The following is a 14852-nucleotide window of genomic DNA, read 5'->3' on the forward strand; positions in this document are numbered from 1 at the left end:
GGAAAATCTACTACCAGTCGGCGGCAGATTTATTAAAGATCTGTTGCACTAAATTCTCACGGATCGTCGGCAAAAGCCGCGCTTCATTCTGGTTAAGCGTTTGATCCTGGGGAAAGTCGGCGTAGTAAGTAAAAGACTGGTCAAAATTCTTGGTTTCGTCCTTTGCATTGGTATACCGGACCTGAACTGTGACATTCAATCGGTTTAATCCGGCCTGGTCATTTGCGGTCGGGGCGGCTGCAAGCACGTCGTAACCGGTTATGGAACCTTCCAGAATCAGGTCACCTCCGCCGGGTTGACTGATTAAACTTGTGTTCCGCTGAAAATATTCTTTTAATTCTTCGGTAAGTCTCTGCGGCAGGTCCGAAGGCCCGCCGGCCGTTCCCATTGTGAAGTTGAGCACGCTGAATGTCTTGATATCAGGCGATAAATTGGTTCCGGTAAAGGAATAAACGCCACATCCCGACATGAAAATGGAACAATGCAGGACAAAAAAGAGGGTTAACAGCCGTTTGGACTTCATCGAAATGCGCACTGCGGAAATATTTTTAAATCTATTCTTCAATGTCATACTGCTTGATTTTCCTGTATAACGTGCGTTCCGATATGCCCAATGCACTCGCTGCGTATTTTCGTTTATTATTATTTTTCCGTAAAGCCTTGATGATCATTTCCTTTTCCTTGTCTTCCAGGGACAAAGATTCTTCCTCGGCTGTGACGTGCACAACATCCTCAATTTCACTCCTTTCGTCCGAATATCTGTCCAAGTCCACAGTGCGCGGCGGCACGGGCGAGAGCAAGCGCGCGGGCTCAATGGTGGGCGTATGTGGATGGCTTGCTGGTTCCGTATTATTCAGCGAACTGAACAACTCCTGGTGATCTTTGAGGATCTCACCGCCATATTTTTCATTTTCGAGTACATTACGGACGAGCTTTTTTAACTCGGTCATATCGCGGCGCATGTCGAAAAGCACTTTGTAAAGTAACTCGCGCTCCGAAAATGAGCTGGCCGAATCCTCGCCGGAACGCAGCGTGATCAGCGCTTTTCTGCCCGCTGGCTGCACGGGATTCAGGTAATTATTTAACGTTTCGCGCGATATGGGCAGTTCTTTATCGGTTTCCAGGATGGTGATCTGCTCTGCAATATTTTTTAGCTGGCGAATGTTTCCCGGAAATGCATATTGCATCAGCAAGTCGCGCGCTTCCCCATCAAGCCGCACCGGTTTAGTCCTGTATCTTTCAGAAAAATCATTGGTAAACTTCCTGAAAAGCAGCAGGATATCTTCACCGCGGTCCCGCAGTGGCGGAACGTAAATGGGGACTGTATTTAAACGGTAATAAAGGTCCTCCCGGAATTTTCCGTTGTTGACAGCATCCAGTAAATTCACATTAGTAGCAGCTGCAACCCGCACATTGGTTTTCAAAACTTTGGAAGAACCTACTCGGATATATTCGCCGTTTTCCAAAACACGCAAAAGCCTTGCCTGGGTGCCCAAAGGCATTTCTCCAACCTCATCCAGGAAAATGGTTCCTGAATTGGTTGTCTCAAAATATCCTTTCCTCGAATCCAGCGCTCCTGTAAATGCACCTTTTTCATGCCCAAAAAGCTCGGAATCAATCGTTCCTTCCGGAATCGCGCCACAGTTGATCGCGATAAACGGTCCGTGTTTGCGGGAGCTGAGGCTATGGATAATTTTAGAAAATGATTCTTTTCCGCTGCCGCTTTCGCCGGTAATGAGCACGGTCAGATCAGTGGCTGCAACCTGCACAGCCACATTAATCGCGTGATTCAGCCCGGGTGAAGTACCAATTATTCCAAAACGGTTCTTTATTGCTTGTATTTCAGCTGGATTCATGAAACGGGTACTTTTTCGACCGCATAACCGCGAAGTGTCGCGGCGGTCGTGTCTGTAATTAAAACGTCGACATAATCGCCTACTTTGAAATTTTCGCGGGGGAATATGACTCTTTTATTCTGGTCACTGCGTCCTGTGAAATCGTCCACAGAACGTTTGGAAGTGTTTTCAACCAGCACTTTCTGCACTGTGCCGATCAGTTTTTGATTGCGTTCGAGGGAGATTCTCTGTTGTATATCAATGATTTCCGCGAGGCGCCTTTGCTTAATGTCGGCCGGAATGTCATCCGGATATTTCTTGGCAGCAAGCGTCCCCGGACGTTCGGAATAAGCGAACATATAGCCGAAGTCAAAACGCACATATTCAAGCAATGAAAGCGAGTCCAGGTGTTCTTCCTCTGTTTCACTGCAAAAGCCTGCGATCATATCATGTGAAATCGCACATTCATCGCCTAAGATCCGGCGAATGCTGTCAATTCTCTCTAAATACCATTCTCTGTCATAAGTCCGGTTCATCATTTCCAGCACGCGGCTATTGCCATGTTGGGCAGGTAAATGAATGTATTTGCAAATGTTATCGTACTTTTTGATCATGTAAAGCACTTCGTCTGTAATGTCTTTGGGATGCGATGTGCTGAACCTTACCCGCAGGTCCGGGCTGATCTGCGCCACCATTTCAAGCAGATTGGCAAAATTTACCTGCGTTTGTAATGCAGCAGTTTCCACATTTGTAGAGATCCCTGTAATGCTGTTAGGGCCTTGCCATTTATAGCTGTCCACATTCTGACCAAGTAAAGTAACTTCTTTATAACCTTCATTATAAAGGTCTTGTGCTTCCTTTAAAATGGAAAAAGGATCACGGCTACGCTCACGACCGCGTGTCATGGGCACCACGCAAAAACTGCACATATTATCGCAGCCGCGCATGATGGAAATCAATGCAGTTACACCATTGGAATTCAGGCGGATTGGGGAAATATCTGCGTAAGTTTCCTCTCTTGATAAAAAAACATTAACCCCTTTCTGGCCTGTTTCGGCTTCTTCCACCAATCGCGGCAGGTCACGGTAAGCATCCGGGCCTGTAACAATGTCAACCATTTTTTCCTCGTCGAGCAACTTGGCTTTCAAGCGTTCCGCCATACAGCCCAGGACACCGATTAATGTGCCTGGTTTCTTCTTTTTTATTACATTAAGCTGCCTCAATCGCGTTCTTACGCGCTGTTCCGCATTGTCGCGGATGGCACAAGTGTTCAAAAATATGAGATCAGCATTTTCAACGTCGGAAGTAGTGGCAAAACCTGCCTCACGCATCACAGAGGCCACAATTTCGCTGTCTGCGAAATTCATCTGGCAACCGTAACTTTCTATAAAGAGTCTTTTTTTATTAATAGCCGGTTCATTTTCGGAAATACGGACTGTCTCGCAGGCTTCTTTGTCCTCCGGCGTCAGTATTTTCAAAGTATCAGCAATTCTATGTTCCATGGATGGGATCTTAACATCAATTTATTCGGAGAACCTATGGGCGTTGAGTTGCCACGTATCAGATTTTCAAGACTGCAAATATAGGAAGTTTTCAGTAAAAACTGACAAACTGTCATACTGTAAGCGGGCTTAAAAAAGGTTAAAATGGATAGCCGACGCCCAGGTTAACATTGAGGAAATTAGACTGCCTCCGGTTGAAAAGCCTTTTAAATTCCAGCTCATCCAGCACAAATCGCTGCAAGGCAGGATCATAGACCTTGATACCAAAATCAAAACGGAGAATAAAAAAGGAAAGGTCATAGCGAATCCCAAAACCCGTTCCGATGGCAATTTCCTTTAAAAATTTATCCGCTTCAAACTTTTGCTTTTCGGTTGCCGTGCTGCTGAGGTTCCAGACATTCCCGACATCTATAAACAATGCATAATTAATGTCTCCAAAGAATTTAGCGAGGAAACCTCTCCATTCCAGGTTTCCTTCCAGTAGAAATTCACCGGGAGATTCAATGGTCAGACTGTCAATGGTTTTTCTTGGAGGCGAAGAACCCGGGCCAAGCCGACGTGGTAGCCACCCTCTCAGACTATTGGAGCCACCTGCGAAAAAATACTTTTCATAGGGAGGCACTTTGCTATCGCCGTAGCTGTAAACTGCGCCCGTGTTAACCCTCGCAACAAATGCCGAACGCCTTCCTGTTGGCCAGTATCGACGATAATCCGCATTCCAGCGCAAATATTTGTAAAACTGCAAACCATCTCCAAAGACATTCTTGATCAAATTTTCCTGTTTGGGCAGAATATTGAGCGACGTCCCGCCCGATTCCAGCGCAACCCGGAAATAATGCGCGTTCTTTTGCGGACCGATCAGCGCGTTGGTGTTATAGGTAAAATTGAAATTAATGTCTGACACAAATGACCGCTGGAAACTATTGTAAAGGTTATTTCCCTGTTCCCTGAGCTCGTCGAGCAGCGCCTGAAAATCAGAGCGGATGTTTTGCGTATTCAGAATGTTGAGGTCAACCAGCGACAGATTAAATAATGTTTTGTTTGTAGGCTGCCAGGAATAGGTCATGGCCACCTTCACGTTCGTCCGCGTGTATTCGGGCCTGTTTACGTAATTATAACCTAATCCCACCTGCGTCCGAGGATTAAAACTCGCGGTTTGCTTTTGCAGCATATTCGCCGGCGTGAGCAATCTTGGAAATGTCAGCGAAGTGTTTAGTCCGATCTCTTCACTTCGATAAATGGAGCTGTTACCCAAAAAACCGGGCACGAGTTCGATCCCACCCCGGAGGTTAGCCTCAAAATTTTCAAGCCCGTTGAAAACATTCCTAATCTTATAAGACAAGTTTGCAAATGGCCCCGGTGCGCCTTGAAGCTGGATCACATTCAGGCCGATGTCAGTCGAAACCTGATATTTCTCCAAAGGAATTACTTTGAAATAGCTGTTGATCCCATGCCCTGTCGAATCGAGTGTATAGGTGTAGTTTACGAAGCGAAACTGATCGGTTAATGAAAGCTGCTGCTGGGTATCGCGTTCTTTCTGTTGACTGTAAATCGCGCCGGGCCGCACCTGGATTTTGCTATCTAAGATCCTGGTTGCGAATCGCTTGTCTGAAAAAGTATAACGAATTCCCCGAAAATTGACCGTGTCTTTTCTGGCATAAAGTGAATCTGCGGTTGAGCCGGACGGCGGCAACACCTCAAAATGGACAGAATTGATCTTGTATCGCTCCCCATTTTTGATCGTCCCGGGCATATCCACCCTCACTTTCACGTCAACTGATTTGAAAAAACTATCCGTGGAAGCATTGGTAATGGTGTCATTGATCAAGTAGGAAATGTTTTGGCGCGAAAAGCCCAGATAGCCTTGATTCCGCAGCAGTGTCTCAATCCTGATCCGCTCTTCTTCAAATGAATCACCATCATAGCGCTTTTTGGTTTGCAGCGCAGGGTTTTTATTATTTGAATTGATAATGCTGTCGGCCATATTGTTCCGCACCTGATACTCAATGCCCCGAATCATTGTCGGGCGTTTTTCAGCAACAAAATAACTGACGCGGATCCTGTTGAATGTCGTGTCCGGTTTATAGCTTACCGCCGCCTCAAAAAAACCATTGTTATAGAGGTATTTTTGCATTTTTTCGGCATTAAGGGCAACTTCGCTGGCGACGAAATAAACCGGTGCTTCGCCCAGAACCCGCATCCAGAAATTCCCTTCATCCACCCGCGTCTGCGCTTTTTCGAGTTTTTTAGCGTAGCGCCGTTGAATCTTTTCGAGCTTCCGGGGAGAATTTTCGTTTAAGCGCGATTCATTTTGATATTTTTGTGTGATTTCAATTACTTTCCGCTGCTTTTCTTCACGATTGTAAAAGAGCTCACCAAAGCGGTATAGGCCAACGTAAGGAAAAAAAGGTAAGCCCAGAAGGCGTCTGTTGGGTTTTTGCGGGATCAATGCTTCCAGTTCCGAGTCATTGATGATCTGATTTCCTTTGATCGAAGAATTGCCGAGATAATAGCTCTTGGCCTGGGAGGCGGGCTTTCGTGCGCAAGACGACAATCCCACTAAAATCAGGAAGAAATACCAGCTATATGTAATCTTAGAATTATTATTCAATGCTGTCAAAAAATCGTATAAAGTATATTAACTCGCTTAAAATCAAGAAGTACAGGCAACTTCACCAATCGTTTATTGTGGAAGGTGCCAAGAGTGTGCTGGAACTGCTCAATTCCGATTTTAACATAGAGTTTTTGTTAGTAACGCCGGAATTTCAGCAAAAATACGCAAGTATTTTAAGCACGCATAACACAATCACAGAAACGGTTACGGTGCAGGAACTGGAAGGCCTGGGGTCTTTCCAAACGAACGATTCTTGCCTGGCCGTTGCTAAAACGAAGCAGATTGAGTTTTTGTCTCCTGATAATTCAGAATATGTGCTGGTTCTGGATGACGTCCGTGATCCGGGAAATTTAGGATCCATAATCAGGATCGCCGACTGGTACGGCATCAAAAAAATCATTTGTTCGCATGATACAACCGATGTATATAATCCAAAGGTGATCGCTGCCAGCAAAGGATCATTCACCAGAGTTGACGTTTTTTACACGGATCTCACTTCTTACCTCACTGAAAATGCTTCGGACAAACCCATTATTGGTGCTTTCCTTGGTGGAAAATCACTTTATGATTTCAGTTTTGCACAGTCGGGCGGCTACATTGTAATGGGTAATGAGTCGAACGGGATCGGGCAGGCGGTTGAAAGATTTGTCACGGATAAAATTACAATTCCGCGGGTGGGAGAGGCGGAGTCGCTCAATGTCGGCATAGCGACGGCGGTTATGCTGGATAATCTCAGGCGGCAGATTAATGTTCCTGCTTAATGTCCAAAGCCGGTTTTGACTATAAAACAACCTTTACTCATGCGCGGCTTTGTGTGAGAGCTCTTCTGCATACGCTTTGCCCAAATAGTTGTCTATAAAATAATGCGCTACGTAAAGCAGGGGCGTGAGCAGGATCGCGACAAGACCTTTGTATAAATAGTTAATTGTCCCAACGGAGAAAACCTGGTTCAGGTCCCAGTTCCCGAAGACATAAAACGCAATGGTTATGACAACAAAACTGTCGATGAGCTGAGAAAACATCGTTGATCCGGTTGCACGCAGCCAGATAAATTTGCTTCCTGTTTTTCTCCTTAACCACGAAAAAACGGCCACATCCAATAGTTGGCCCAATAAGAACGCCACGATCGAACCGATCATGATGCCTAATCCCTGATTGAAGATCTTCGAAAATGCATCATTAATGTTAAATACATTCCCTGCTTTGTCGGTGTTGTTGATGTCCAGCCAAAATTGGGCAGGCGGCAATAATGTGGCAACAAGAATTGTAATAAAAGTGTAGGCAATGAAGCAAGCCGTAAGAAAGGAAATGCGTTTTACGCCTTTTCTTCCAAAATATTCATTAATAATATCAGAAGTTACAAAAACGACCGGCCAATTTATGACGCCAGCTGTCATATTGAAGTCAAGCCTTTGGCCGCCTATGAGCAATTGCGCCGGCGGAATCCCGAGCAATGTTTCTACCGAAAATATTTTACCGCCAATGATCTCTGCGATCAATGCATTGGTTAAAAATATCCCACAAAGCAGCAAAAACAAACGTTGCCGTTTTGCTTCCTGGACACTGGTATTTTCGATGGTCATTTATTTTGGCAATAACGGCTGATAAGGATCGGTTACATGGTCTGCTGCTCAGGCGATCACATCTTCCACAGTACGGGTTGACAGGATCCGGTGATTTTCAAGGAAGAATTCAATTTTATCCATGGCCTGGTTCAGTTCATCGATCGTTGGTAAAAACACAATCCTGAAATGATCATCGGAAATATAATTAAAACCCGTTCCCGCCACCACAAGCACTTTTTGATCGCTTAAAAGGTCATAGACAAACTGTTCGTCTGTTTTTAACCCAAATTTTTTCAGATCAATTTTTGGGAAAACATACAACGAGCCTTTGGGTTTTACGCACGTAATACCCGGAATGGAAGTAAGACGATCGTAAACCAGGTTCATTTGCTTGTGCAACCTGCCCGTTGGAACAACCAGTTCTTTAATGCTCTGGTAACCTCCTAATGCGGTCTGAATGGCATATTGCGTCGGCACATTAGCACACAGGCGCATGCTTGCGAGCAAGAGAATGCCTTCCAGATAGGATTTGGCTTTTTGTTTGGCGCCGCTCAGGATCATCCATCCGCCGCGGAAACCAGCAGAACGGTAATTTTTAGAAAGCCCGCCATAAGTCACACATAGCGTTTCCGTTACAAGCGAGCCCATGGGATAGTGCACCGCGCCGTCGTAAAGGATTTTATCGTAAATCTCATCGGAAAAAATGATGAGACCATGTTCTTCTGCAATTTTGGCAATGCGGGTCAAAACGTCCTTTTCGTAAACAGCGCCCGTAGGGTTGTTTGGATTAATGAGGACAATGCCTTTTGTTTTTGACGTGATCTTCTTTTCCATATCATCCAGATCAGGATTCCAGTCGGCCTGTTCATCACATACGTAATGTACGGGTGTGCCTCCGCTTAATGCGATGGCGGCCGTCCAGAGCGGGTAATCCGGAGATGGGACCAATATTTCGTCTCCCGAATTCAGCAACGCCTGCATGGAAAGCAGGATCAGCTCGCTTACGCCGTTCCCAATGAAGATATCGTTGATTTCAACATCCTGAATACCAATTGTTTGGGTGTAATGCATAACAGCTTTTCTGGCTGCGAACAATCCCCTGGAATCTGAATAGCCCTGCGCATTGCGGAGATTCATGATGATATCGTGAACAATCTCATCCGGCGAGTCAAATCCGAATGGGGCTGGATTACCAATGTTCAGGTTATGGATTTTATAACCCAGGCTTTCCAGTTCCAATGCTTTTTGATACGTAGCGCCGCGAATCTCATATTTAAGATTGTTCAGGCGCTGGCTTTTTAAGAATTCCATTGATTTCAGATAGGATAACCATCAAAGTTAAAAAATCAATTGTAAAACGTCCTATATGAGGCAGCAACATTATCTATAAAAAAATTAGCTGGCCTGAGGCAGGCCAGCTAATCTCAAACTATTACGTAATAAGGAAGTGCATTATCGGGGTGCTTTGAATGTCCATTTTTCGCTAAAGAATGTTCTATCAGTCGGTCCAGCTTGTTGCATCACATATTTTACTTCCAGCACTTTACTGCCGTCTGCATTGATTGTGAATTTGTTAACACCGGTTGGATCAAGTCTTGCAGACCTTCCATTACCGGCAGGCTGGCCGTAAAAGTTGGTCACACTTATCACTTTTCCGGTTGCGTCCATGGTAAAAACAGGGGCGAAACTTCCATAATATGAATCGGAGATCGCACCGGTTTCTGCATTCTTGCTTTTAATCGGGTGTCCTTCCAATCCGTCCAGGTAGGAAATGCTGTACATCACGACAGAATTTGCACCCGTCGTATGAAGATCCGAATTGATAGGGTAATAGCCGGTTATCAGTGGGTTTACTTTATCAACCATTGGATCGGTGGCAGTCACTGTGTAATTGCCATCGTACTTGTTTTTCGCATTCAGGCTCAGCAGAATTGTCCCAAAATTACCACTTACCGTTCCAGTGGATGCAGACACGATTGATATAGGCAAGACATAAGCTTTGCTAAAATCAAATTTCGAGCTTCTCACTTTTATGTTCACCGTTGCTGTACGCTGCCCTTTTGGTATGGTTACCTCTGTTGGCATGGTGTACAAATCGGGCGTAATCAGGTCAAAATGCGTCTCCTGCTCAGTATTATACTGCGTAATGGCAGCTGTGTCAAGACCGAGTGTTACCCGTATATCTTCGGGAGCAACACTAGCACCTGAATAACTTACTGTAACGGCATAATCATTCTCCTCGGCCAAGTCAAAAGCTTGGGTATACAGCGAGTAAGTACTGCCGGAAGGGGATACGAAGCTAGAAGGATTTTTAAATTCTACTACATTCGTCGACGTGTCCGGATCCAGGTTCATGTCGTCTTTCAGGCAGGAGGTGATGGCCACACCGAAGAGGAAAAGGCCAGCGATTTTTATTGAATATTTCATATGAGATTTTTCAGTTAGGATCCCAGAAGATCAAATCGGTAAATGGGTTAATCACTCTGTAATTGCCGGCATTGTACGATTGCTCGGAGGTCGGATAAAGAATTCTTGAAGGCAATTTGTCAGCGCGGGTAGAGGTTGACAGCAACGAAGCAATATTTTGGAAGCCATCGCCGTTTGGCTGGGTAACTGGATAACCCGTTCTCCTGAATTCATTATAACCTTCTTCTGAATTGATCATATTTACTGCAATCCATTTTTGGGTAATAATCGCTTCCAAACGCTGAGCAGCTGTTGTAGCAAGTTTAATGTTCACAAGATAGCTTGCTGCATTTTCGGCCTTGTATCCAGCGACGTCTTTGGTAACATTCTTCCCCGCTGCAACCACATTAGTCACGTCTTTGTACAGGTAAGTAAAAGATGCAGCGATGCCGGCATCAAAACTTGCCGCATAGTCGCCTGTAATGAAGCCTTTCAATCTCGCCTCTGCTTGCAAAAACTGAGCTTCTGCCAATAGCATCAACACTTGTCCCTGACCCGCACCTTTCAAAACTCCAAGGGCATTACCAATGCTCGAAGCGCTGCTGAACGTGCCGGTATACCAGGTCGAATAGTTGGTAATGATCGTTGGTGCATCTACTTCGTTTCCAAGCTGGTTAACCGGCGTGTTAGTTTCAAAGTTTTTGTAGATGACATTACCTCTTCCGGTGTCCGTCAGCTTTTGGCCTTTGTAAAATCCGAAAGCAAACTCGGTCGGAATGCGGGAAGAGTTGGCAAGTGTACCGGTTGTAGTATATCCCCACGAGTTCCAGACTGGATTTGGCTTATCTTTTACATATCCCGGGTTAACAATTGCGTCGTCGGTAATAAATCCAAGCGTTTTGTCCAGCGCGGCAAATTTTGTTGTTACAAAAGATGAAAGTGATGCAACACCTGAAATGCGAACCAGAATGCGCAGTTTAATGGTGTTGGCAAATCTCTTCCATTTCGTCATATCGCCTGCGAACATAGGGTCAGAAGACGAGGTCAACGCGGTCGGAAACTCAGCTGCATCAGTCAAGGCAATCGCTGCGTCCAATCTTGTTACAAGATCCTGATAGATGGTCGCTGCGTCATCATATTTGGGTGTCAGGTTTGCATTATTTTGCAAAGCTTCTGTGTACGGCACGTCACCGAATGCATCAACCAATTTCTGGAAGTTATATGCAACCATAATATTTGCAACTGCATTGGCATAAGCTTGGGTATCGTCGCCTTCTGTCTGGTCGATTACATATTTGTAATCGTTCAAATTGTCGTAAGTGTTTACCCATAGTGCATTGTAGTCGGCCGGGATGATCTGGTAGTTGAACAGATTACCAAAACCTGAAAAACCACCTGCATTGGCCATGTAGCCACCCAAATGTAAACCATAACTGTTAAACTGGTTCGATACCGAAGCCGTCCCGGTAATGGCAGCGGGCAAAACCAGCAGGGGTTGCACACTTGTTGCCTGGTTAGGGTTGGTATTGATATCGAGATAATCTTTACAAGATGAGAGGACTGTGATTAGCAGTACCAGCATCCAACTGATGTTATATCTTTTCATTATTGTTTAATTAGAATGTTAATGATAATGTGCCACCGAAGTAACGTGCAGGCGGAGTTTGTCCAAGGCTGGTAAATCCGACAGCGTTGTTATCTGCACCATTTGCGCTATACTCAGGATCGGTGTACAAGTTTGATTTTGGAGCCCATATAAAGAGGTTTCTTCCCTGAACGCTGATGCTGGCACCTTTGATCACTTTTGTTTTATCAAGCAATCCGGCGGGCAGCTCGTAGCCGATGGATGCCTCACGCAATTTCCAGAAACCTGCCGAGTTCGTAAAATTCCGGCCAATGTCCCTGTTTCTGGTTGCATCCGTCCAGAAATCAGCGCCACCGCTTCTTACGGCAATGTTGGTATTCTCCACAAATTCACCTTCTGCATTCTCATACGAGGAATTCGGAATCACAAAACGATCCCTGTTGTACCACCCTGTGCGAACTCCAGCACCAGAAAAGTCAAATCCTCCGGAAACGGAATTGTAGATATAATGTCCGTTGCGATACTCAAACAGCAGGTTTAGTCTTAACTTTTTGAAGGTGATACCTCCATTTACGCCGAGGATGTGCGGCGGGTTGGTGATGCCTACATCATGGTATGTACCATCTGTCGAAGGATAACCCGTTTTTGCATCAACAATGATTCTCCCCTGATCGTCGCGTCTGTAATCCGTTACCTGCAGAAGCGGAAAAGGAGAGCCTACTTTTGCAATAACCTTTGCAGGAGTACCGGAAGAACCAACACTTAACTCGTTAGATTGTGCAGAAAGGGAAAGCACTTCATTCTGGTTGTAAGTATAATTAGCCCCCAATTCGACACGCAGTCCCGATGCAGTTTTAACCGGGGTAATGTGCAATGTTGCTTCGATCCCCTTGTTTTCAACCTCTCCAATGTTGGTTCTTAAGAATCCATAACCCGTTGAATTCGGGATCAAAACGGTGATGGTTTGGTCCACCGTGTTGGTTTTATAATATGTAATACCACCACCAATGCTCCACGGACGGAATTCAAAGTCGATACCGCCTTCAATTCCGGTTGTGATCTCAGGTTTCAGGTCGGACGAAACAAGCGTATTGTCCAATACAAAACCGGCACCGCTTGTATAAGGGTAACCAAAACCTTGCGAGAATGTGCTGCTCAATGAGTAAGCGCCAAGGTTGTTCAAAGGAATAGGACCAAAATCCCTGTTATTACCCAGGTTCACCTGACCAACTTGTGAATAACCTGCACGAAGTTTCAAGCTTTCAAGGAATTCAGAATTTGAAAGTCCGGGGATCGCATCGCTTGCGATGAATGAAATGTCCGCAGAAGGATAGAAGAAGGAGCGGTTTTCCTTCGCGAGGATTGAGCGCCAGTCATTTCTACCAGTTACGTGCAGGTAAAGGAATTCTTTGAAACCAAGACGGGCTTCGCCATACACACCGATCTGGCGTGCTTTATAATTCCCTTCGTTTGCAATCGGTGGGTTCAAGCTGTTACCGACATTGTAAAGTCCGTCAATTACCAATCCGTTTGCCACAACACCCATTGCTTTTGTTGCATTCTCACGAACGGTTGTACCCAAGGCAATATTCAAGTTGAAATTCGGGCTCAGGTTGGTTCTGAATTCGGCCAAAAAGTCGTTTACAAATTGCGTTGTGTAACCTGCATAATCGACAACCGTTCCAGCAATGTCTGTCTTAGAGCTTCCGGAAATGCTTTTGGTATAATCCGTAAAGGTGAATTTGCCTGTGTAAACTTTTCCTGACAGGTTACGACCGCTCATACCCACGCGGTAAGTGAATGTCAATGGTTTAACAGGGTTCCACTTTAATTCCATGTTACCCTGCAAATAGTCGTTCCGCTGATCCCAACGGTTGTTTGAAAGGGTAAAATAGGGGTTATGGTAATATTCGTTGAAATACCCATTTGGATTTGCAAATGGATTGTTTTGCCAATCTTCATACTTCGTAACATCAACTTGGCCGGGCGACATCAAAAGGTTTTCATAAGCAGCTGCTGTTGCACTGCTTTGTGCGGTACGACCTGCAATGAAGTTTGTGTTAAATGAGGCCGTCAGATTTTTGTAAATGTGACGAACAACATTGGCGCGGACGCTATAACGCTTATACTTATCGTAAGGAACAGTCGACTTTTGATCAAAATACTGTGCGGACAAGTAGAATGTGCCTTTTTCATCTCCTGTAGTAACGCTTAGGTCAGTTTGGTTGGCGACGCCTGTGTTCCAAAAATCCTCACGGAAATTTTGTGAAGAATAAGGGACTTGTTGGATGGAGCCATCCTGCAAAGGCTTTCCAATGTTCACCATAGAACCGTCGAATGCTGGTCCGTATTGTTGGTTTTCGTACGGAGTGTATGAAGGCACATCATCCGGTGTTGTTCCGGATCCAAATCCGTTTTGCAGCTGAGGTAAAAAGCTTACTTTTTCAAGTGTTGTCGTGTTGGAAACACGGAACTGCGTTACACCTGATTTTCCTTTTTTAGTGGTAACGATAAGGGCACCATTGGAAGCATCCGAACCGTATAATGCGGCAGCTCCGGCACCATTCAAAACCTGAATGTCTTCGATGTCCTCGGGGTTAAGATTACCGAGAATGTCGTTTGTGGAAATAATGTTGTCGATCACGACCAGTGCCTGGTTATTACCGGTCAGCGAACGGTTACCGCGTAACACTAAACGATAATTAGGATTCACCCCACTGCTCACACCCATTACCAGCAAACCGGGCACGCGGCCCGCGAGGCTGGCTGCGACGCTGATAGGCTTACCCTGTACAATGTCCTGCGCTTTTACAGTGGTGGACTGGTTGCCCAGCTCGCGGCGTTGTGCCGTAAGACCACCGGCGGTGATTACCACCTCGTTCAAAGCAAGCTCATCAAGGGTTAATGACACATCCAGTTTGCCTGATGAAGGTGCTTTCAGTTCCTGGTTGAGGAAACCGACAAATGAAAAAATGAGTGTTTGATCCGGGCGTGCGTTAATGCTGTAGTCGCCCCTGTCATCTGTAAGCGTTCCGGTGTTACTGCCGGCAATTCTAATGGAAACGCCTGGAAGAGGCGATCCGTCGTCTTTGGAAGTAACCGTCCCGGTCACTTCCCTGCTTTGGGCGAAAGCCTGACTGCAGAGCAGCAGCAACCCTCCCAAAAGGGTCAGTAGAGTTTTTTTCATCAAGTTAGGTTTGTTAAGTCAATAATGCTTACGGTAAAAATAATTATTGTTTTGACAATTGCAATTAAACCAACAAATTTTCAGAATATAAATTTGTTAGTTGAGCAATATTTGTATATTAAATTTTACTAGGATGCTATTTTTCAGAATTTAAAGTG

Annotated in this window: 10 protein-coding genes; 1 reads left to right on the forward strand and 9 read right to left on the reverse strand. The window is 45.2% G+C overall.

The window, feature by feature from the left end:
• Positions 1–10 precede the first annotated feature (10 nt).
• The 4 genes from MUK70_RS29335 to tamL form a co-directional block, all read right to left on the reverse strand.
• The gene (locus MUK70_RS29335) at positions 11–571 is read right to left on the reverse strand and encodes an LptE family protein (protein WP_234603744.1); all 561 of its coding nucleotides are present in this window, start codon (positions 569–571) and stop codon (positions 11–13) included.
• Positions 555–1856 (reverse strand): sigma-54 interaction domain-containing protein, encoded by a 1302-nt coding sequence (locus MUK70_RS29340; RefSeq protein ID WP_234603742.1) that lies wholly within the window; start codon positions 1854–1856, stop codon positions 555–557. The genes MUK70_RS29335 and MUK70_RS29340 overlap by 17 nt, the downstream gene beginning before the upstream one ends.
• The gene (gene miaB / locus MUK70_RS29345; protein ID WP_234657962.1) at positions 1853–3337 is read right to left on the reverse strand and encodes a tRNA (N6-isopentenyl adenosine(37)-C2)-methylthiotransferase MiaB; all 1485 of its coding nucleotides are present in this window, start codon (positions 3335–3337) and stop codon (positions 1853–1855) included. The genes MUK70_RS29340 and miaB overlap by 4 nt, the downstream gene beginning before the upstream one ends.
• Positions 3338–3476: 139 nt before the next feature.
• Entirely contained in the window at positions 3477–5948 is a 2472-nt protein-coding gene (gene tamL, locus MUK70_RS29350; RefSeq protein ID WP_234657964.1) for a translocation and assembly module lipoprotein TamL, read from the reverse strand.
• Here tamL and MUK70_RS29355 point away from each other — a divergent pair.
• Positions 5948–6712 carry a TrmH family RNA methyltransferase gene (locus MUK70_RS29355; protein WP_234657966.1) on the forward strand — a complete coding sequence of 255 codons (765 nt, stop codon included), beginning with the start codon at positions 5948–5950 and terminating at the stop codon, positions 6710–6712. The two genes, tamL and MUK70_RS29355, sit on opposite strands and share 1 nt — an antisense overlap.
• Before the next feature lie 33 nt (positions 6713–6745).
• Here MUK70_RS29355 and MUK70_RS29360 read toward each other — a convergent pair whose 3' ends face one another.
• From MUK70_RS29360 to MUK70_RS29380, 5 genes are all read right to left on the reverse strand, one after another.
• Positions 6746–7534 carry a queuosine precursor transporter gene (locus MUK70_RS29360; RefSeq protein ID WP_234657968.1) on the reverse strand — a complete coding sequence of 263 codons (789 nt, stop codon included), beginning with the start codon at positions 7532–7534 and terminating at the stop codon, positions 6746–6748.
• Between the two features lie 48 nt (positions 7535–7582).
• On the reverse strand, positions 7583–8827 hold the full coding sequence (locus MUK70_RS29365; RefSeq protein ID WP_275975550.1) for a pyridoxal phosphate-dependent aminotransferase: 1245 nt from the start codon (positions 8825–8827) through the stop codon (positions 7583–7585).
• A 141-nt stretch (positions 8828–8968) separates the two neighbouring features.
• On the reverse strand, positions 8969–9943 hold the full coding sequence (locus tag MUK70_RS29370) for a DUF1735 domain-containing protein (protein ID WP_234657970.1): 975 nt from the start codon (positions 9941–9943) through the stop codon (positions 8969–8971).
• A gap of 10 nt (positions 9944–9953) precedes the next feature.
• Complete coding sequence (locus MUK70_RS29375; RefSeq protein WP_234657972.1) at positions 9954–11528, reverse strand: SusD/RagB family nutrient-binding outer membrane lipoprotein; 1575 nt, start codon at positions 11526–11528, stop codon at positions 9954–9956.
• 10 nt (positions 11529–11538) lie between these two features.
• Entirely contained in the window at positions 11539–14694 is a 3156-nt protein-coding gene (locus tag MUK70_RS29380) for a SusC/RagA family TonB-linked outer membrane protein (RefSeq protein ID WP_234657974.1), read from the reverse strand.
• Positions 14695–14852: the final 158 nt, after the last annotated feature.

This window comes from Dyadobacter chenwenxiniae (assembly GCF_022869785.1).
Taxonomy (GTDB): domain Bacteria; phylum Bacteroidota; class Bacteroidia; order Cytophagales; family Spirosomataceae; genus Dyadobacter; species Dyadobacter chenwenxiniae.